This window comes from Pseudomonas fjordensis (genome assembly GCF_976987115.1).
This window is the reverse complement of sequence record NZ_OZ336860.1, coordinates 186,675-205,883: the sequence shown is the minus strand read 5'-3', so window position 1 is coordinate 205,883 and position 19,209 is coordinate 186,675. Positions and strand designations below refer to the sequence as shown.

Below are 19,209 nucleotides of genomic sequence, written 5' to 3'. Positions count from 1 at the left end.
GTGGTTTTGGGTGAGGGGCTTATAGTCCGACGGTCGCTCAAAAGGCGGCCGGGTTTGGCGACCCGAAGAACGAGCCCTCAATAATCAATAGAGAGCTTAATGATGAATCGATACATCCCCCTCACCGGCCACGACTGCACCGTCCCAGCCCTGATCATCGACACCCAGGCACCTCTGGACGTCCTTCACGACGCCGCCGTGCACCGTATTCGGGCCGTCACCCAACTGCTGGAAAACCTGGCCTTCCGCGAACAACTCAGCAGCGATGCCGTAGTGCTTTCAGACTTCGCCCACTTGCTGGCCATTCCGCTGCGCGATGGGTGTGATTTGCTGGATGTCATCAGTCGCAGGCTTATTGCCGATCCGTCCTGAGTGAAAATCGGGCGGCCTTAGCCGCCCGAGCTGCGGGCCTTATTCATGAACGATTCTGCCAGCCCGCAAAATAGCCCGAGCACTCTTGCATCTCAGGTTTTTTATAAGGGCAATAGCAAAAAGCTCTAAAAAACTGTCATTTCTAACAGGTTTGGAAAAACGGAAAACCCTTTAACTTCCTCTACGACGCCCATGACTAGGCGGCACCACTTAAAAACTTGGAGGTTAAAATGGACAAATATTATGGCGAAGGGCAAGCGGTCGGCCAATTCTCAGAAGCCCTACCCTTTATCAGAAAAGTCGTTTCAGACCTTGTGGATGAGCCTTGGAATCAGCACGAACCTGTATGGCGACGTAATGCTCAGATAGTGACGACAGGAGATAGTCGCTTATGGCTATTCTCAGTTACCCCTGGTGGGAGTGAAAACATCAACACTACCCTGGAACAGTATGTGAGCCATGTCTCTAGCAATTTGCTAGAGCGACACTTTCATTACAGTGAAGTTATTGACGAGCAGCCGGGCTTAACCACTCGGTTTAATATTACAACAACGTGGACCCCCTACGTAAAACCTGCAGATAAAAAACCAGAATATTCAGAACCTACATTCTGGGACAAAGTTAAAGGAGCAATTTTTAACAACAGCGGATTTACTGAATAAAAGGAAAAAATAAATAGCAAAGAAAACTAAAAGAACAAAAGTGGGCAGATTTATTTAATATGCTTTTCAACTCTAATTTAAAAAAACCTGTCCCCTTTTCTCACTATTTCTGGCTATCCCGCTGAGGGACGGGTGTGATCTGCTGGATATTATTGGACGGAAATTAAACGCGAAGATCTAAAGCAGAATCTGGGTAGTTAACTCATAACTGCCCGGCCGACTTATAAGAAACCATTTTGTTAAAGAACCACCAAAACAGAACCTTTACACCAACTCAACCAAGCCCAATCAAGCCCAATCAAAACCGTAATACATCAACCAATTTGACCAGACAAAAAAAATCAAACCACTAAACTCTTTAGTGGATCACCCGCACTGAGTAGTTCGCCGGCAGAAAGCGGAGTATAACTAATCACAATCAAAACCCCCTCTTCAAACTCACACACTTCTTCTACATAACCATTCAACAAATCAACAAGTTCACGCGGCCCTTTTCCAAAGGCGCGAAAACACAATTCCTTATCGAAATAATTCGCCGCATTTATACGAAAAACGCCATCCCTTCCGTTAACGTCCTTTTTTGTAGAATCACAAGCTTCCAACACTAAAGGCCAATCGCTCCTCGTAACATTCCAATCATGTAACGCTGAGCGATAGGAGCCAAACGCCTTTATATAAACAGGAAAAACAATCTTCAACAAATATAAATAGTCGACTTTGGAGTCTTTAAATTCAATAAATAGCGTATCATCAAACTGCGCATCATCTTGGAGATACTTCTGATCTCGCAGAGCATATGAAATTCGACCTTTAACGCCGACTGGAAGTAGCTTATCCAATGACACCGAGGTCACCAACTCGCTTCCAATAGGGGGGACGTCAAAGGCATCGTTCAAATTCCACGGAACGCCCAAATCGCCTATAGCTCTCAAAAAATCTTTATGCCTCTCTTCGATAGACTCTGAAACACTAGGTCTATGTCGAAATTCGAGTTTATATGTGGTCATCACCGTGCCACCCTTACAGAAATATTTCTGATATTTGGCTCATTAAGTATATCTATTGAACAAAAGGGGACAGATTTATTTAATAGGGCTTTACCGCCATCTCGAATTAAAATAAATTTGCCCCCCTTTACTCTTTTATTACATTCTTATTATTTCTATGCACTCAAGACGAACGAACTCACATCACCAAAATTCAAAAACTCTTGAAAACAAGAAGTAACGACACCTATATCTCTAGTTATGAAACTCGCCGGGTAATAGTCGCCCAAAATCTCAACTGAACTTGTCCCCATCGACGTATTATTAAGAGTACGCACGACGTGCTCACCATCTTTAAGGTATTGATTTAGCATCAAAAGATAATTTCCAGAATCAGCGTAAAGATTGATTTCATACGGTCCATATTCAGGCGTCGGTGAAATAGACAACGAAGCGACACCGTCAAATTTTCTATACTTGCTTATAATGGACTTCACATCTTCCAGGGACGGTTGGCGAACAAGAGGGATTTGCAATCTACCGTGTTCAGGATTAAGTGTATACCCTCCAATTATCATCTATTTTCTCCTTAATGGACTTCATGCCTGTCTCCCAGTAATAGTTTCTCGGAAGTCCCGTTTTATCATCTATAGCTTTCACGGTGAGCGATTTCAACTCAGCTTTTTCTGCGGCAGCAGCAATGTCACCTTTGCAGAAACCGCATACATCTTTTCCTGCGACCGTCATGGACATGTCCGCCCCCGCAGTTTTACCAGAGCTATAACAAAAGGAGACAGATTTATTTAATAGGCCTTCCAACTCCAGCCTAAATAAATTCGCCCTTTTTCTTTATATATATCACCCTAAAACAAATAGCAACTTTCTAAGTTATTAGTTTCATACTTCCATGACACTATCCTACTTTCCGGAGACACAAGCACCGAATAGCGACAATTCCTAATCCAGGTTATGTAGTAGCGCGTCCCGCTGCTTTCTTTTACTACCCTATCGAACGTTTTTTCTTTGTTAGCGGGGGACCAAAATGGCTCAGTACATGTATGGGGCGTGCGCGAGCAAATGCTGTATACGTGAGATTCAAACGTGGTACCTACCCATCCATCTTTACTGGATACCCACGCAGACCGTGACGGCGCGCAACCCGCAATCAGAAATACAACTACCATTATTACGCTAATTTTGCTCACGCTTTCTCTCCGATTCTATTTGTGGCCGATACTTGTCATATAAAGCACCGTAATTAGTCATTAGAGCTGGAGGCATACTGCCCAAATTTTCAAACAATGACATTGGCGCGGCTTTATAAGCTTCAAGGTCAATCATCCATCCATCATGCAGCGTGGCAAACGCATTAAACCCAGGTATTTGATTGAGCATATTGCTGATGGGGGTCCCATGGCATACCGCATAGAAGCTTTCACACTCAATGGCTTTATTTAAACCAATATTCTTCCCTTCTCGCATCACATCGTCTGTGTACTGCCTCGGAACGAAACCGTCGGCTCCAGCCTCATATGCTGGCCCTGTGTCCCTATCGACTCCTGGCCGGACATCAGGCCCGCGACCAGCAGAGAACTCATAGACCTCCGTCATCGCTCCGGTACCCGCAATCGTCAGCCACGACTTTTTATCTGAACCGCTCAGCACACCTTTCAACGTAGTATTCGCTGTATAGGCCTTGACTCGCTCAGCGTAGCTCACCGTTTTGTAGTTACCGTCGGAAGTCAACTCACGTCCCCAGCCATTGGTAAATGCCGCACCAAAACCTGCAATTGCCGCTCCCGTTGCATAGCCTTTCAATGCATCAGCACTGGTTACATCTTCCAATACCTTCCCAAGGTTGCCCTTGTTATTGATTGTGCTGGCAGCTGCAGTGCCGGCCATTGAAGAAAGCGCGGTTGTGACCATGACGTTGCCCCAACCTGCTGCGGCCACGCCCGTCGCTGTGCCCGCCGTCACCATCGCCGAACTACCAGCCGCCGCCATGGCTGTACCGGAGCCCGCACTGGCGCCCGCCGCTGCGCCTAGTGGACCGCTTGCTGCGCCTGCCGTCAGTGCCGTCACGACGATAATGATAGCCAGCATCGCGCCCTGCCCGAGGCCCGAGTGGCTGTACTTGAAGGAATCGTGGACCTCCTGAACCTGACGCCAATCAACATCACCACGCTTCTCGGCGTCCTTCAACCAAGCCAACTGCGGGTCCGCTTGGACCATTACATCAATGGTTTGAGCAACAGTTTTTTGATCGATATGGTTGAGGTCCACCTTCAGGCCATTGACAGCTTGGATCGCGAACTTGCCCTGTGCAACAACCTGAGTCTGGCGGAGAGTTTCATCAGTGCTTCCTCGCCCGGAAGAACTCGTCCAGGCCAAATCGTTCTTGCTTTTGGTGTGACTTTCTTGGTGCAGGTCTTTTACCGCCTCGAATGTCACCGATCCACCACTCAGGATGTTGACATCCTTGCCGCTGCTTATATTGGCGCGCTGGTATAACTGGTCGCTGCCGCTTATCAAGCCTATGTCGCCACCGGCTGTGATTTGAGTACCAACGTGCGTAACCTGCGTCACCTCATCACGACGGGTCTGTTTATTGCCCCAACCACTGTTCTTTTTCATGTCATAGAGGGTGTAGGCGCTATTTTGCCCAGCCAACAGACCCAGCCGACGGTCGCTGTACAGGTACGCCTCATTTCCGGCGCTGATTTTGCTCGCCACCAGTGTCGTGTCACGCCCGGCCTGACTGGTGAAGTCCCTGCCTGCCGTCAATACACTAGCCTCCTGCGTTACCTGCTCGTCCGACGTTTTGATGCGTTTCTTCCCGTCCTTTTCTCTGCCCTCAACCTTATGCGTCTCCCCAACGGACGCAACGTTGAAATCGCGAGCAGTCTGGATGTTGATGTCCTTACCCGCCGTGGCATTGCTGCCAATGATGTTGACGTCTTGCCCGGCCTGCATGTTGAGGTTGCCGCCCGCCGTGACGCTGGCGGCGAGGTTTTTGACGTCGGTGGTGATGGTGGATTTCTCGCCGCCGTCGCGGCTCTCGTGTTTGACGCTGGTGTCGCTGGCGGCGATGAGGTTCAGGTCGCGGCCGGCGGTGAGATTGGCGTCGTTACCAGCGGTAAGGGCGCCGCGGTTGTTGAGGTCGCGGCCAGCGTCGATGGCGAGGTTTTCGCGGGCGACGATGGTGCCGGCGCTGGTGTCGGTGAGGGTGCGCATGCCGGCGCCGTCACGCACCTGGATGGCGGTGGTCTCGTTGGTGATGTCGCCTTTGAGGGCCGTAAGGCTGACTTGCTTGCCGCGGATTTCGCCGGCCATGGCGTTGCGGATGCTGTCCTGGGCCAGCAGGTTGAGGTTGTTGCCGGCTTCGACCAGGCCGCCGGTGTAGATACTGCCGCTGCTGATGGCGGAGAGGTTGTTGCTGGCGCGCAGGGTGCCGACGTTGATCAGGTCGTCACCGGTGACCAGGTTGAGGTCGCGGCCTTGGATGAGGCTGTTGCCGCGCACGTTGCGCGAGTCGGCCTGGGCCAGGTATAGCACCGGTACGAGGACGGTCTGGCCGTCGATGACGCGGTTTTCCATCCACACGATGTCGTGGGTCAGGGCGCCGACTTGCTGGTCGGTGAGGGCCACGCCCAGGCTCAGGCGCAGGGCGTCTTTGCTGGCGAGGCCGTTGTCCATCAGGTAGCGGAACTGGTCGGCATCGCTGTACAGGCCGCCGGCGAGGAAGCGTTGGCCGGTTTGCGCGAGGACGGCGTCGCGGATCAAGCGGGTTTCGTACTGGCCGTCACCGAGGCGGCGCCAGGCGTTGTCGGCGGTGAAACCGAGTTTGCCGAGCATGTAGTCGGAGCTGAAGAAGCCCGACACTGAGGTGAACTCGGGGTTGGTCTCGATCAGGTAGTGGCTGGTAGGGTCGGCGTTCTTGACGAACAGGCCGTACTCGCCCTTGGGCAGTTGGAAGGTGGGCGAGGTGGTGGGGTCGACCGGGGCGAAGGCGGTGCCGGTGTAGTCCACGGGCACGAAGCCGCCGCCAGGGGCCACGCCTACCACGGGCAATACGCTGCCGGGCGCCTGGGCGCTCGGGTCGTTGGCGTGTTTGCTCAGGTTGATGTTGATGCCGCCAACGGGGATGCCGGTCTGGTCGTCGCCGAGGGTGCCGGTCAACTGCGCCAGGGTGTTGTTGTGCAGCGTGCCGTTTTGCAGGGTGCGGGCGACGTTGAGGTTGACCGTGCCGCCCGCTTGCAGGGTGGCGTCGTAGCCGGGGCCGCTGTTGTTGGTCCAGGTGGTGACGTCACTTGCGTAGGCGAACGGCAGGCTATTGGGTGAGCGGCTTTTGAGTTCTTCGAAGCGCGCCTTGTCGAAATTCCCAGCCGCCGTGGCCGCATTGAACGCGGGCACGTCGACATATTGCATGCGTTCAAACAAATCGTCGGAGACGTGACCTGGCGTGCCGATGACAAGCTTGCGCTGGCCCGTGCGGGTGGCGGCGCCCTGGTTGAGCAGGTCACCGGCAGTGATGCTCAGGTCGCCATTGGCGGCCATCAGGCTGTAGCGGTTCTGCACCGTGTCGCCTTGCAGCAGCATGTTTTTGCCCGCCACCAGGCGCGCCGCTGCCGAGTCCTTGGTCGCCGCCTCAAGGTACGTTTCGTAGATGGTGATCTCGCCGCGTTCCCAGTTGTCGCTCTCGCCGCAGTGCTGGCCACAGATCCAACTCAAGCTGCCGGTGGTCAGCGTTTGCCCGAGTTCGAATTCATCTTTGGCGTTTTCGATAAAGCCCGCATTGATGCCGATCGAGCCTTCGCTTTCCACGATGCCGGAGCGGTTGCTGAACAGCACGGCACGCCCGCCATCGCGGGCGGCGAAGCTCAGGTTGCCTTTGCTGTAGACATCGCCATAGCTGTTGCTGAAGCCATTGCTGCGCAAGGTCATGTCGCCGCCGCTGAACAGCAGCGTGTTGGCGGCATTGGTGATGCCGTTGACTGCGGTGAGGTTCACTGCACCCTGGGCACCGAGGGTGCCACGGTTGTTGATTTGTGCGGCGGCGATGTCCAGTTGCTGGCGGGCGTTGAGGAACCCGAGGTTGTCCAGGGTGCCGCCCAGGGTCAGGCGCGTATTGGTGGCTGCCAGGCGGCCGCCGTTCTGGCTAAGGTTGTTGGCGGCGACGGTGAGTGTTTGCAGGGCCGAGACGCGGCCGCTGTTGGTGATATCGCCGGTGGTGATGCTGATGTCACCGTCGCTGAGCAGTTCGCCGCCGTTGTCCAGGCTGGCCACGTTGAGGATCAAGCCCTTGGCGCTGGCCATGCGGTCACCGGCCTTGAGGGCCAGCCCTTGGTCGCTCTTGTAGGTGAGCACGTCGTTGAGTTGCACGCGGCCCAGGCCATCGACTTTACCGAATGCCCAGTCGGCGCTGCCCATGCCCTGGATATTGCCCTGGCTGCCTGCGAGGCTGGCGGTGTTGAGGTGGAACAGGCCGGTGCCGGCATGTTGCAACATGCCGTTCTGGTTGTTGAGGCTGGCGGCGTCAAGGCTGAAGGCCTGGCTGCCGAATTCGAGGGTGCCGTTCTGGTTGTTCAGCGCGCCGCTGAGGTTGAGTTTGCTGCTGGCGCCGCCCAGTGCACGCAGTTGGCCGTTGGCGCTGTTGTCCAGGTTGCCGCCGGTAAGGGTCAGGCCCTGGTTGGCTTCGATCAGGCCGCCCTGGTTGGTGAGCGTGTTGCGTGAGGTCAGGTTGAGCTGGTTGCCGCTGACCTGGCCGCCCGCGCTGTTGTCGAGGCTGGCGCCGCTGACGGTCACTTGTTCTTTGCCGAACAGCTTGCCGCCACGGTTGGCCAGGGCTTCTACGGTGAGTTGCAGGTTGCCGACCAGGCTGGCCATCAGGCCGCCGCTGCCGTTGTCGACGCTGTTGGCGGTGACGCTCAGGCTGTCGCCTTGCACGGTGCCGCCCTGGTTATCCAGGCGGGTGGTGTTCAGTTCGGTGAGGGCGCCGCCGCTGAGGATCAGGCCCTTGCGGTTGCTCACATCCTGGCCGCTGTAGCTCAGGCCTTCGGCGCCGGCCAGCAGTTGGCCGTTGTCGTTGTTCAGGTGCTGGGCGGCGATGTCCAGGCGCTTGCCGCGCAGGGTGCCGCCGTCGTTGTTAAGGGTGGTGAGCTGCTTGACCAGCACGCTGCGTTCGCCCGCATCGATCTGGCCGCCGACGTTGGTGAGCAGGTCGCTGACCTTGAGCACCACGTCGCCGCCATCGCTGACCAGCGCGCCTTTGTTGCTGTTGGTGAAGGTCTGCGCGGTGACGTCGACGGTCTGGCCCAGCAGGATGCCGGCGTTGTTGTCGAAGCGCTCGCCTTGCAGTTGCAGCAGGCCCTCGCTCTGGATGCGGCCCTGGGCGTTGAGCAACTGGCCCGGGCCTTTGAGCAGCAGGCTTACGCCCTGGGCACCACCGGCCAGCAGGCCGGCGTTGCGGTTGTCGAGGCCCGAGGCGCGCACGTCGAGGTGGTCGCCCAACACGCGCCCGGCGCGGTTGTCGATATCGCCGCCAGCCACGTCGAGCAGCAGTTGCTTGCCGACGATGGTGCCGCCCTGGTTATCCAGGTTGGCGGCGTGCAGTTCGATATCGCCCTGCCCGGCCTGCACGCGGCCCTGGGCGTTGTTGAGCTGTTGCGCGGCGGTGAGGGTGAGCTTGCCGGTGTCGGCGCTCAGTACGCCGGCTGCGTTGCTGCTGAGGGTGCCGGCAGTGACGTTCAGATCGGTGCTGGCCTGGGCGAAACCCTGATTGTTATTGAAGGTGTTGGACACGGCGAGGTTGAGCGCGCCACCGTCGGCCTGGATCAGGCCCTTGAGGCTGTTGTCGAGGTTGCTGGCAGTGACGGTCGCGGTCTTGGCCACCAGTACGCCGTTCTGGTTGTTCAGGTTGCCGGCGTTGACGGTCAGGTCGTTGGCGATGACTTGCCCGCCGCTGTTGTTCAGGTCGGCGCTGGTGAGCACCAGGCTGCCGCCGGCCATTTCGATACGGCCCTGGCGGTTGTCCAGGGAGGCGCTGTTGAGCGTGGCGGCCTGGCCTTCGCCGAAGCGGATCAGGCCGCCGAGGTTGACGATGGCCGGCGAGTTGATCGCCAGGCTCTGCTCACCGAACAGGCGCGCAGTGGCGCCCTGGTTAGTGAGTTTAGCGCTGCTGACCTCGACGGTCTTGGCCTGAATAATCGCGCCCTGGTTGGTCAGCGCTTGTGCGGCAGTAATCGCCAAGGCGCGGCTGGCCAACAGGTTGCCGCTGGTGGTGAAGGTCTGCGCGTTCACCACCAGATCGCCGGTGGTGTTGCGGCTGTTATCGGCAGCGACGCCGGCTTCGATGATGCCGGGGTTGTTCACGCTGGCCGCGTTGATCTCGATGCGCTGGCCGGCGGCGATGCTCTTGCGGTTGACCAAAGCCTGGGCGCTGGTGACCTGCACATTGCCGTTGGCGTAGACCTTGTCGGTGAGGTCGACGTTTTGCGCGGTGACCTTGACGTTACCGGTGGCCGCCGTTTGCGCCATGCTCAGGCGCCCGTTGGCGTCGAGCTGAATATCGCCGCCACTGGCGGCCAGGGTGCCGTCGAGCTTCACGCCCACACCGGCTTCGGTGCCCACCAGTTTGATCGCGCCGGCATACATGCCGCCCAGGGCCGAGGAGTCGATTGCCAACTCGGGCTTGGCGCTGCCGTCATCGGCACGGGCGGTGGTTTTCAGGCTTTGCGCGTCGACGTCGTTGCGCCCGGCGATCACGTTGAGTTCGCGGGCGTTGATTTGTGCGTTGATCTTTGCCGAGCGGGTGATGATGTCGAAGCGTTCGACGTTGCTGGCGTTCAAGCCTTCGCCGTCGATGGTCACGGCGCCGCCATCCACTTCATAGCGCTGCAACTGACCGCTGGCGTCGAGTACCGGTTTGCCAGTGGTGAGGGTGACGTTGGGGGTGTTGATAAAGCCGCAACCGCTGCACGTCACGCCGTACGGGTTGGCCACGATGACCTTGGCCGACTGCCCCGCCACTTCGGTGTAGCCGCGCAACTGGCTGGGGCTGCCGCCGTTGACTTCGTTGAGGATGACGTTCGCCGCGCCGCCCTTGAGGTTGGGGTTGCCGACAATGATCCCGCCCAGTTGGGTGTTGACCATGGCGCCGTTGCCATTGTTGAGGATCACACCGTTGGGGCCGACGTTGTAGTCCTTGAACTGGTTATGGGACAAGCCCGCGCCATTGGGGGTGGCGATGTTGACCACCGGCACGCCATTGCCCGCCGCGCCCACGGTGGTGCCCGGCGCACTGACCACGATGCCCTCGGCCTGGGCTAGCAGCGGCTGCCAGAACAACGCATTGGCGAGGATCAACGCCAGCCCACGCTTGGGCAGGCCGAAGAACGCGTCCCGGCGCTTCAGGGCGGCAGAGGGTTGGCGGGCCAGGAAGGCGAATTGGCGAACATCCATTGTCAGGCTCTCATGCAGCGGGGCGTTGAATTACAGGAAAAAATCCATGCGGAAGTAGATCGGCGCTTCGCGCTCGGTCACCACACCGGGTCTTTCTAACGAATGGGCAAAGGTCACGCTGGTGCTGACGTGTTTGCCACGGGCGAACAGCTCCAGAGAGTTGCTGGACACCCGGCCATGCACGTTGCCGTTGTAGCGGTCGTTGCGGATCACGCCCTGGTCGTAGCCGACACTGGCGCCGTACTCGGCGAAGGCCGGGCGCATCCAGTCGAGGGTCACCGGGCGCGCCCAGCGCACTTCGTTACGCCAGTAGCCGCCGCTGTCGCCGGTCAGCAACTGGTCCTTGAAACCGCGCACCGAGGCCGAGCCGCCAAGGCTCATGCGCTGCGGCGAAAACAGCGGGTCTTCACTGCGTTGGCCGGTGGCCAAACTGCTGAAGCTGAACGACTCGCCCCACAGGCTGAAGGGTTGCAGGTAGCTGACGGTGGCGGTGTATTTGCGGTAGCGCGAGTTCGGCTGGCGACGGCCTGCTGGGTCACGCTCGTCTTGGGCCTGGGCGTCGAGCAGGCCGATGCCGCTTTGCATGCCCAGGTCCAGGTTGACGAAGGCACTGCCGATGCGCCGACCGTGGTTGACGCCCAGTTGCAGTTCGCTGAGGCGGTTGCTGCTGGGCGCGGTGCGCACGTCGAGGATGTAGTTGTTGGTGCGCAGGTGCGCCAGGCCGACGTTGACCGAGGTCTTGCTGACGTCATCGCGGTGGATCACCCGCTCGGCGCGCAGTTGGTGGTTCTGGTTGTCGCCGTCCTGCTTGTATTTGAAGCCGTCGGTCACGCCGTAGGTGCGGTAGTCGCTTTCGCTGTAGGTGTAGCTGAAGTTCCACCAGCCCCAGGGCAGATTGTAGTAGAGCATGGTGTTTTTCGAAGTTTTCTGGTGGTCGCTGATGGCGTCGTGGCCGCCGCGCAGCATCAGTTGGTCGCCCAGGCCGAGTGGGCTGTCCCACTCCAGGCCAGCGCCCCATTGCTGTTCGCCAGTGCTTTTCTGCCCGTCGTTGTTGCGCGACAGGCTGGCGCGCCAGGGCTTTTGCGCGGTGTTCTTGACCACCACGTCGCTGCCGCCCACTTGCTGGCCGGGGGTGAGTTCCATCTGCGCTTGTTTGGACGGCAGGCGGTTGAGCTGGTCCACCAGTTGCTCGATTTCACGCAGGTTCAGCGCTTCACCGACCTTGCCAGGAAAGGCCATGGCCAGCTCGCGATCGGTCACCGTGCTGCCTTCGGCGCTGCGCAGGGCTTCGAGCTTGCCTTCCACCACCAGCACTTGCAGATGGCCGGTGGAGAGGTCTTGCTGCGGCAGGTAGGCACGGCTGGTGACGCGGCCTTTGCCGAGGTAGTAGTCGGTGATGGTTTTGAGCAGGTCGTTAAGCTGGGACACGCCCAGGCATTGGCCGATATAGGGCTTGAGCAAACGCTCGCGGTCGAGCGCCGGCAGGCTGTCGGCGCCTTTGAGTTCGATGGTTTTGATCGGGAAGCAACGGGTGTCGGCCGGGGTTGCCGGGGCTTGGGGCTTGTCCGCTTTGCCGGGCAGGTCCTGGAGTTCCTGCAGGCGCCGCTGTTGCTCTTCAAGCAAGCGGTTCTGCCGGTCGCGGATCAAGTCCTGATCGCCAGGCGTGGGGGCGGCGGATGCACTGTTCAGGCCCATGCAAGTGAGCAGAAAGGTGCAGAGCAATAACCGGGTCCATGGCAATAACGAAGACATGTTCGATCCATCGAAAATCAAGGGCCGCGAAACTAACATCGAACTTCCAGCTCGCCTAGAAACGGGCGAAGTGGGGCCGTTCGACTGATTAGTTTTCTAACCCGTTGATTATTAATAATAATTTTTCATCAAAAGAGTTTAAGTCGGGCACTTGCGGTGATTATTCCGACAAGCGGCAACTGTTTTGATGGCGATTCGACGAATGACTTTCCGACTGCCATTACTTAGCCATCAGGTGTTCGTCGAGTTAGGTTAGTACCGGAGAAGGGGGAAAAGTTCGCGGGGGTTTTGTGAATTGGATCCCATTTATCGGAATTGCAACGCGTGCGTTGAACCCAGTGGGGAGCACCCGCGCCATTTTGTAGGAGCGAGCTCGCTCGCGAAAAACTCACAGGCGCCGTGTTTAATCAGGATGCCCGCGTTATCGTTGGCGTTTTTCGCGAGCAAGCTCGCTCCTACATAATGCCCTTGTCTTTGTCGGGCACCAGGGTCAGTCCGGGGCGTTCGACGTCGCGGGAGACGTGGGATTTCACTTCTTCGACGCCGCCCTCTTCATCGTTGTGGATGACCAGCACGCCGGGGCGGCGCAGTTGCTCAAGGTCGCCATCGCCCAAGTTGAAACTTTCACTCAGGTGCTGGTCGCTCAGCGCATTGGCCTCGGCGCGGCGCTGGGCGAATTTGCGCCCGCGATGCTGCTGATAGCGCGCCCAACTGATCAGGATCACCGCGTTGAACAGCGCGATCCACAGGTAAACCTGCAAGGTGTTGAGCGCCGCAAAGATCGGCGCCTCGATGCGTGGGCCGCCGTGGGTTTCAAGCATGGCGCTGATGCCTCGCGCCAGCAGCCAAATCAACCCACCCCAGGCCAGCAGGGTCAGCAGCACATCGACGACCCACATCAGTGTGTTTTGGCGAGTTCTGACCAGTTTCATGCTCACGCCTCCTCTTGTGCAGGTTTGATACCGCGGTCCGGGCTGACCCAGCGTGCGCGTTTCTGATGCTGGTTGAACAACACCTTGGGAAAGCTGACCAGAGTAGTGAGCAGGCTCACCAGCCAGAACACCATCGGGTACCACACGGTCCAGAACAGGGTTTTCCACAGGTCTTTTTCATAGCGACGGTCGATCAGGATGCTCACCGCAAACTGCAGCAGGCACACCATCGCCAGCACCAGGCCGGTGAACGCGGGCGGCACCAATGAGCTCACGGTGATCGCCGCCGGCAGCGTGACGAATTTACCCACGGCCCAGAAGATCACCGACAGCAGAAAGGTGAAGGCCCAACCGGTGGACAGGCAGTATTCGAACAACAGCGGCCACAGGTAGCGGTGGCGCCATTGCCAAATGCCACGGATGTTCTTGAACAGCACTTCGGCGCCGCCCTGGGCCCAGCGCAGGCGTTGCTTCCACAGGCCGCCGACGGTTTCGGGCATGAGGATCCAGCACAGCGCGCGCGGCTCGTAGAAGATCGCCCAGTGATCGAGTTGCAGCTTCCAACTGACATCGATGTCCTCGGTGATCATGTCGGTGCTCCAGTAGTCGATGCGGTCCAGGGCTTTCTTGCGGAACGCCACCACCACACCGGAGACCGTGAAGATCCGGCCAAACACCCGCTGGGTACGCTTGATCAAACCGATGATCGAGGAGAACTCGCCCACCTGCACCCGGCCGATCAGGGTCGAACGCGTACGAATGCGCGGGTTGCCAGTCACAGCGCCCAGGCGTGGGTTGTCGAGCATCGGCGCCACCATATAGGCCGCCGCGTTTTTATCCAGCAACGCATCGCCGTCGATGCACACCAGGTATTCGCTGCGGGCAGCCACGGCGCCCATGCGCAGGGCCACGGCCTTGCCCTGGTTCTGCGCCAGGTGCAGCACGCGCAAGCGCGGGTGTTGCAACGCCAGGGCATCGAGTACTGCGGCGGTGTTGTCGCTGGAGCCATCGTTGACGGCGATCACTTCGATGTTCGGGTACACCTGGCCGAGGGCCGCATCAATGGTGTCGGCGACGTTATCGCCCTCGTTGTAGCAAGGGATGATGATCGAGATCAGCGGCTCGCCGGCCAGGGTCGGCGCCGGCGTGTCTTCTTCCCAGGGCCAGTGGCGTTCCCAGTGCAGCCAGAAGTACAGGCCACCGGCGATCCACAGCGCCGACATGAACAACGGGTAGAAGAACACGAAGTCCATCAAAAACTGCCCGGTCACCAGGAAGATCAGGCCCAGGGGCAAGCCCAGTACCAGTGCCAACACGAATAGAGCCAGGATTCTGTCAACCATGATCAAGGGTTCCATTGGTTGGAGAGGGCCGGACGGATAGTCTTCAAGTCCGGGGAGTTTTCCAGGAAGTTGTCCGGGTAGTAGCCGAAACTGGTGACGCCCTGGCGTTTGAGTACACCCATCCACTCTGCCAATTGCTCAGCGCTGATATCCGGTGCGGCCTGGGTGCGCCAATCTTTGGCTTGCAATTCGAAGATGGTTTTTTCCATCGCGCCGGGGCGCGTCTTGACCGTGGCGATGAGTTTTTCCAGCCAGGCGTTGGAGGTTTTCACTTCCTGGCCTTCCATCAACGGCATCGCCATCGGCGCGGTCCAGTCGTAGGCCTGGAGGAAGTCATCGAGGTTCTGCGCGAACCAGGTTTCGCTGCCAGGGTTGAGCATCGGCTCGGCGAAGATATTGCGTGCCGTCAGCACCTGCGGGCCACGGATGGCGCGGACCTTGGCGGTGAGCTCATGGGTGAAGTCGATCAGGTAGCGGCTTTTGAAGCGGGTCCAGCGCTGCATCACGGCCGGGTCGGCCCGCAGGGCGGCGATGGTGTTTGGCAAGCCTTGGGCGGCGTAGGCTTTGAGCGCGGCGGGGCTGGCGTCTTCGAAGTCGTTGAACACCGCATCATCGTGGTAGAGGATGCCGTCAATCGGCCCTACACGCGCCAGGTCTTGGTAGATCTCACCGATGATCTGCCGCACCTTGGGATCAAACGGCGACAGGCGCTTGTATTGATCCGGGTCGGGGCCGACCTGGCCGGTTTTCGGGTCCCAGCGGGTGACACGCGGCAGCTTGGGGTCCAGGGCGAAACTCAGCACCGGCATCCAGGCGTACACACTGGCATGGGCGCGGGTGTGCAACTGCCAGGCGACCCGGTTGAACAGGTCGGCCCGCATCGGCAGGTGGCGGTTGGGGAAGTACAGCGAATGCACCAGGCCGTCGCCCTTGGGGTCGGCAAAGGCTTGCAGGAAGACGGTGCCGGCGCCCATGTCCACCACGCGCTGAACCAACACGTCGAGGTTGCGCGCCTGTTGGGCCGGGTCGGGGTCGTATACGTTGTCCAGGTCTACGTGCAGCACGCGCATCGGCGCCTTGGCCTGCACAGCCACCATGCTGTTGGCAAAATGCTCGCCGTCCGGGTCGGAGGCCACCAGAAAGCGTGGGCTGTTCATCAGGTTGCCGAGGTCGTCGAGCCCATCCTCCAGGGTCAATGCCATTTCATAGCCGTGCTCGCCCACCACCGCCAACGAGGTGCCATCGGCTGCCCCGTACGGCCACACCCATACACGCGGCGCCTTGCCGGTGACGGTACGGATTTTGTTGGAAATCGCCGCGACGTCAGCCCGCATACGCGCCTGGAACTGCGCTTCGCTTTCGTAGCCGTTGGTCTTGGGGTCAAAGCTTCGCGTGGTGGCGGCCGGTTCCAGGTTGCCCTGGGGGTTGGCGAGGATGCCCTTGTGGTTGGCATCGGTGTGGGCGGCAATTTCCACCAGGCCGGACTGGGACACTTCGCGAATCTGCTGCCACGTCAGGAATTCTCCGCGTGGTCGTGGTGTACCGGCAAAGTCCACCGGTTGGTTCAACGGCGTGTCGATCCAGGAGCCCACCGGAGCCAACAGAGCCGGCCAGTGATAAGCACGCAGAATCGGCATCACGCGGGTGTAGAAGCTGGAATAACCGTCATCGAAGCTGAGCATCACCGCCTTGGGTGGCAATGCCGGGCCGCCGCGCCGGGCCGCCAGAATCTGATCGACGCTGACCGCCTGGTAGCCATTCTCCCGCAGCCACGCCAGCTGCTCGATCAAACGCTCGGTGCGCACCGCCACCACGGCTTGATCGGGGTCGCGATCTTCCACGTCGTGATAGGCAATGCCCAAAAAGTGGTTCTTCGGCCACGGCGCTTCGTTGGGCGCTATCGGCCGTTCGGCGGGTGGGGTGTAGGGCGCGGGTTGTTGGGCGCAGGCGGCGGCCAGCATTACACCCAGGACCAACAAGCAACGGCTGAGGACGGTCATGGTCAGGCTCTTTTAGAAACGGTAAGTGAGGTCGACGAGCAGGCGCAGATCGCGTTCGCGATCACCGTCATAAGGTCGGCTGATCAGGCTGAGGTTGGCGCCCATTTCCAGTACGTCGTTCCAGCGATAGCGTTGGCCGTAGCCAATCAGGCCGATACCGCCGGTGGAATAGTCACGCTGACTGTAGGTACCCGCGCCGATTTGGAACTGCTGACTCCACTGGGTTTCGTAGCGGTGATAGAGCACGTGATTGACGTTGATCATGGGCAACACCGTGAAGTCCGACTTCGGGTTGAAGTACACGGTGTCTTCCTTGCTGTTGCGGCTGGCGCCCACTTCCAGGCCCAGGTCCACTTGCACATGGGGCGAGCTGTAGAGGCCTTCGCGGCCGGTGAGCAAGGCTTCGAAGCGGTCGTTGCCATCGCTGAAATGGGACGGGCTGAGGGTCAGCTTCCACTCGCGGCTTTCGTTGGCGCGCCAGCGGATAAAACCGCTGCCGCCGTTGGCTGTGACGCCGTCATTCAAGGCTCGCAACGGGGTGGTGCTGAGCAAATAGCCGAGGCTGCCGCCGTATTGCCAGTGGTCGTTGATGTCGCGGGCAATCGACACGCTGGCGCCTTGCTTGGAACCGTCGCCATAGGAATGGTTGGACACTTCGGCTTCGATGGTCATATCACGGGTGCGACGCTCCACGCCCACGCGCTGCCAGCGATGTTGGCCGGTGCCTTCCTCGAAGTCGGCGGTGGCATAGCCGGCACCGGCGAACAGGCGCCAGTCTTCGTCGATGGGCGGCGTGTAGATCACGCTTTCGATGCCCCAGTCTCGGCTGCCGGAGACGGCGCCGGCGTCGTTGTTATTGCCGCCACCGTAGCTTTTGCCGGTGTAGGCCTCGACACGCAGCTCGGCCATGTCGTGCACATCGCGCAGGCGGCTCAAGCGTTGCACCTGACGGTTGTCCGGGTTGCGGGCGAGCACGTCGTCGGTGAGCGTGTCCATCTGCCGCCATTCTTGCAAGTCCATGGCGGTATAGGCTTGGGAGACTTCCAGGCCGATGTCGCGGGGGGCCTGGGTTTCGGTTTCCTTGAGCGTGCCTTCGGCGCGGCGCGGCCAGTCGCGGGCGCGGTACATGTCGGCCTGGGCCAGGCGCAGGCCCACGTTGCCCGGCGCCTTGGCCACCAGCGCTTCCAGGCTGGCTTCGCTGCCGGGCAGGTCACCGCCATAGGTACCGGCCTGGGCGGATAATTGTTGGGCGTCCATCCAGTTGTCATTGGGGTTGCCAATGGGCAAGCCCTTGAGTTCAACGCGAGGGTTTTGCTCCTTGGCCAGGTTGTTGGCGACCTGGCGAGCCTCGTCGACCTTGTCGCTTTCCAACAAGGCGTAGAACAGCGCCGTGCTGTCATCGACCCGATAGCTGGCGTCGGTGTCGGGGGCGGTGAGTACCTGGCGGTACAACGGCTCGGCCTTTTCCGGCTGGCGCTGTTCCAGGTAAGAGCCGGCGACCCAACGCAAGGCGTAGGTGGGCAGTTGCACGCCTTCGCTGGTGAGGGTTTGGTAATCGCGGATCACCTCGGCATGCCGTGCTCGCGCCTTGAGCGCGCCCAGGCGGTCGATGCGCCAGCGAACGACATCGTCCTTGGCTGTGGCGTCGGGGGCCCAGCGGCTGATCAGTTTGTCGTAGTCCTGCAGGGCACGGTCAGCAATGACGTAGCGTTCCTTTTCGCTGCGCGTGGCGAACTCGGCCATGCGCACACGCTCGGCTGCAAGGTCACCTTCGAGGCGGCGCTGGGTGACGGCGTCCACTAACCCCGGGCGCTTGGCTGAGAGGCGCAGTGCCGGCTCCGGCAGCCGCGCCTTTTGCAGCGCGACGATGTATTCGCGGGCCACTTCGGGTTTGTCACCGGCGCGGATAAAGGCTTGGTCAAATTCGAACAGCGCGTCATAGTTCAAACCGGCGCGTGTCAGCGCATACCCCAGGGCCATGCGGCGGTTGGGGTCATTGGGTTGGGCCGCCACCAGCGTGCGCAGACGTTGCACCGCCTCGTTGGCTTTGCCGCCATCGGCCTGGGTGAGGGCCTGGCCCAGTTGCAGGTCGACGTTATTGGGTTCACGCAGCAACGCCTGGCGATAGACCGCTTCGGCCTGAGCCCACTGCTTTTGATTGCGATAAGTGCGCGCCACCGTGGCGAGTGCCTGGGTGGTGAGGTTGCGATGCTTGCCTTGCGCTTCGTACACCTTGAGCACTTCAGCGTCTTGCCCGGCCCAGCCGGCGATCACCAGGTGGTCACTGACCTGTCCTGGGGTCTGGCGTTCGGCGGAGAGCTGGCGCAGTTGGGTCAGCGCTGGCGTGAAGTGGCCGTTGCGGGCCTGGATGATCAGGGCGTCGTAGGCTGGGTCGGCAAACGCAAGGCCTGGAACCAGCAATTGGCTGCACAGGGCGGCCCCGATAAGCAGACGCAACCGGCCGGAGGCACTGTAGGGGTGGTTTCGCAGCATATCGTGAGCTTCCTTACACACGGAAAGCCTTAACGATAGGTGATCCTGAGCGAAACGCATCAGGGTGTCGGCGTCTCGTGACCCGACCTAGCTTTCCTGGATGCACTATCACCGAGTGCGGTTCAGAAAAGCTCAAATCAAAACATTTATTCAGAATTGTGCGAGCGCGGTGTTTTGCCCCTCACAAAAAACAAATGTGGGAGCAAGAT

The 19,209-nt window shown here is 59.3% G+C and carries 11 protein-coding genes; 2 read left to right on the top strand and 9 right to left on the bottom strand.

Annotated features, from left to right (window positions below; genetic code table 11):
* Positions 1 to 114: 114 nt before the first annotated feature.
* Positions 115 to 372 (top strand): hypothetical protein, encoded by a 258-nt coding sequence (locus ACWHXD_RS00820; RefSeq protein ID WP_138761822.1) that lies wholly within the window; start codon positions 115 to 117, stop codon positions 370 to 372.
* Between the two features lie 230 nt (positions 373 to 602).
* On the top strand, positions 603 to 1,034 hold the full coding sequence (locus tag ACWHXD_RS00815) for a hypothetical protein (RefSeq protein ID WP_138761799.1): 432 nt from the start codon (positions 603 to 605) through the stop codon (positions 1,032 to 1,034).
* A 341-nt stretch (positions 1,035 to 1,375) separates the two neighbouring features.
* On the opposite strand, the gene ACWHXD_RS00810 is transcribed toward ACWHXD_RS00815, so the two are convergent.
* From ACWHXD_RS00810 to pgaA, 9 genes are all read right to left on the bottom strand, one after another.
* The gene (locus tag ACWHXD_RS00810) at positions 1,376 to 2,041 is read right to left on the bottom strand and encodes a hypothetical protein (RefSeq protein ID WP_138761800.1); all 666 of its coding nucleotides are present in this window, start codon (positions 2,039 to 2,041) and stop codon (positions 1,376 to 1,378) included.
* Between the two features lie 155 nt (positions 2,042 to 2,196).
* Positions 2,197 to 2,598: a DUF6911 family protein gene (locus ACWHXD_RS00805; protein ID WP_156995558.1), complete on the bottom strand. Its 402-nt coding sequence runs from the start codon at positions 2,596 to 2,598 to the stop codon at positions 2,197 to 2,199.
* Positions 2,573 to 2,839 carry a cytidine deaminase-like fold-containing protein gene (locus tag ACWHXD_RS00800; protein WP_423814704.1) on the bottom strand — a complete coding sequence of 89 codons (267 nt, stop codon included), beginning with the start codon at positions 2,837 to 2,839 and terminating at the stop codon, positions 2,573 to 2,575. The genes ACWHXD_RS00805 and ACWHXD_RS00800 overlap by 26 nt, the downstream gene beginning before the upstream one ends.
* Before the next feature lie 372 nt (positions 2,840 to 3,211).
* On the bottom strand, positions 3,212 to 10,480 hold the full coding sequence (locus ACWHXD_RS00795) for a two-partner secretion domain-containing protein (RefSeq protein WP_138761801.1): 7,269 nt from the start codon (positions 10,478 to 10,480) through the stop codon (positions 3,212 to 3,214).
* 30 nt (positions 10,481 to 10,510) lie between these two features.
* Positions 10,511 to 12,232, bottom strand: coding sequence for a ShlB/FhaC/HecB family hemolysin secretion/activation protein (locus tag ACWHXD_RS00790; protein ID WP_138761802.1), 1,722 nt, complete (start codon positions 12,230 to 12,232; stop codon positions 10,511 to 10,513).
* A 455-nt stretch (positions 12,233 to 12,687) separates the two neighbouring features.
* Positions 12,688 to 13,164, bottom strand: coding sequence for a poly-beta-1,6-N-acetyl-D-glucosamine biosynthesis protein PgaD (pgaD, locus tag ACWHXD_RS00785; protein WP_138761803.1), 477 nt, complete (start codon positions 13,162 to 13,164; stop codon positions 12,688 to 12,690).
* A 2-nt stretch (positions 13,165 to 13,166) separates the two neighbouring features.
* Positions 13,167 to 14,507, bottom strand: a complete 1,341-nt coding sequence (pgaC, locus tag ACWHXD_RS00780) for a poly-beta-1,6-N-acetyl-D-glucosamine synthase (protein WP_014716391.1) — start codon at positions 14,505 to 14,507, stop codon at positions 13,167 to 13,169.
* Between the two features lie 2 nt (positions 14,508 to 14,509).
* Positions 14,510 to 16,507, bottom strand: a complete 1,998-nt coding sequence (gene pgaB, locus ACWHXD_RS00775; RefSeq protein WP_003187477.1) for a poly-beta-1,6-N-acetyl-D-glucosamine N-deacetylase PgaB — start codon at positions 16,505 to 16,507, stop codon at positions 14,510 to 14,512.
* A gap of 12 nt (positions 16,508 to 16,519) precedes the next feature.
* The gene (gene pgaA, locus ACWHXD_RS00770; RefSeq protein WP_138761804.1) at positions 16,520 to 19,000 is read right to left on the bottom strand and encodes a poly-beta-1,6 N-acetyl-D-glucosamine export porin PgaA; all 2,481 of its coding nucleotides are present in this window, start codon (positions 18,998 to 19,000) and stop codon (positions 16,520 to 16,522) included.
* Positions 19,001 to 19,209: the final 209 nt, after the last annotated feature.

Excerpts from the sequence above, each read along its gene's own strand:
- ACWHXD_RS00815 (WP_138761799.1), top strand. The coding sequence starts at position 603 with ATGGACAAATATTATGGCGAAGGGCAAGCGGTCGGCCAATTCTCAGAA.
- ACWHXD_RS00810 (WP_138761800.1), bottom strand. The coding sequence starts at position 2,041 with ATGACCACATATAAACTCGAATTTCGACATAGACCTAGTGTTTCAGAG.
- ACWHXD_RS00805 (WP_156995558.1), bottom strand. The coding sequence starts at position 2,598 with ATGATAATTGGAGGGTATACACTTAATCCTGAACACGGTAGATTGCAA.
- ACWHXD_RS00795 (WP_138761801.1), bottom strand. The coding sequence starts at position 10,480 with ATGGATGTTCGCCAATTCGCCTTCCTGGCCCGCCAACCCTCTGCCGCC.
- ACWHXD_RS00790 (WP_138761802.1), bottom strand. The coding sequence starts at position 12,232 with ATGTCTTCGTTATTGCCATGGACCCGGTTATTGCTCTGCACCTTTCTG.
- pgaD (WP_138761803.1), bottom strand. The coding sequence starts at position 13,164 with ATGAAACTGGTCAGAACTCGCCAAAACACACTGATGTGGGTCGTCGAT.
- pgaC (WP_014716391.1), bottom strand. The coding sequence starts at position 14,507 with ATGGTTGACAGAATCCTGGCTCTATTCGTGTTGGCACTGGTACTGGGC.
- pgaB (WP_003187477.1), bottom strand. The coding sequence starts at position 16,507 with ATGACCGTCCTCAGCCGTTGCTTGTTGGTCCTGGGTGTAATGCTGGCC.
- pgaA (WP_138761804.1), bottom strand. The coding sequence starts at position 19,000 with ATGCTGCGAAACCACCCCTACAGTGCCTCCGGCCGGTTGCGTCTGCTT.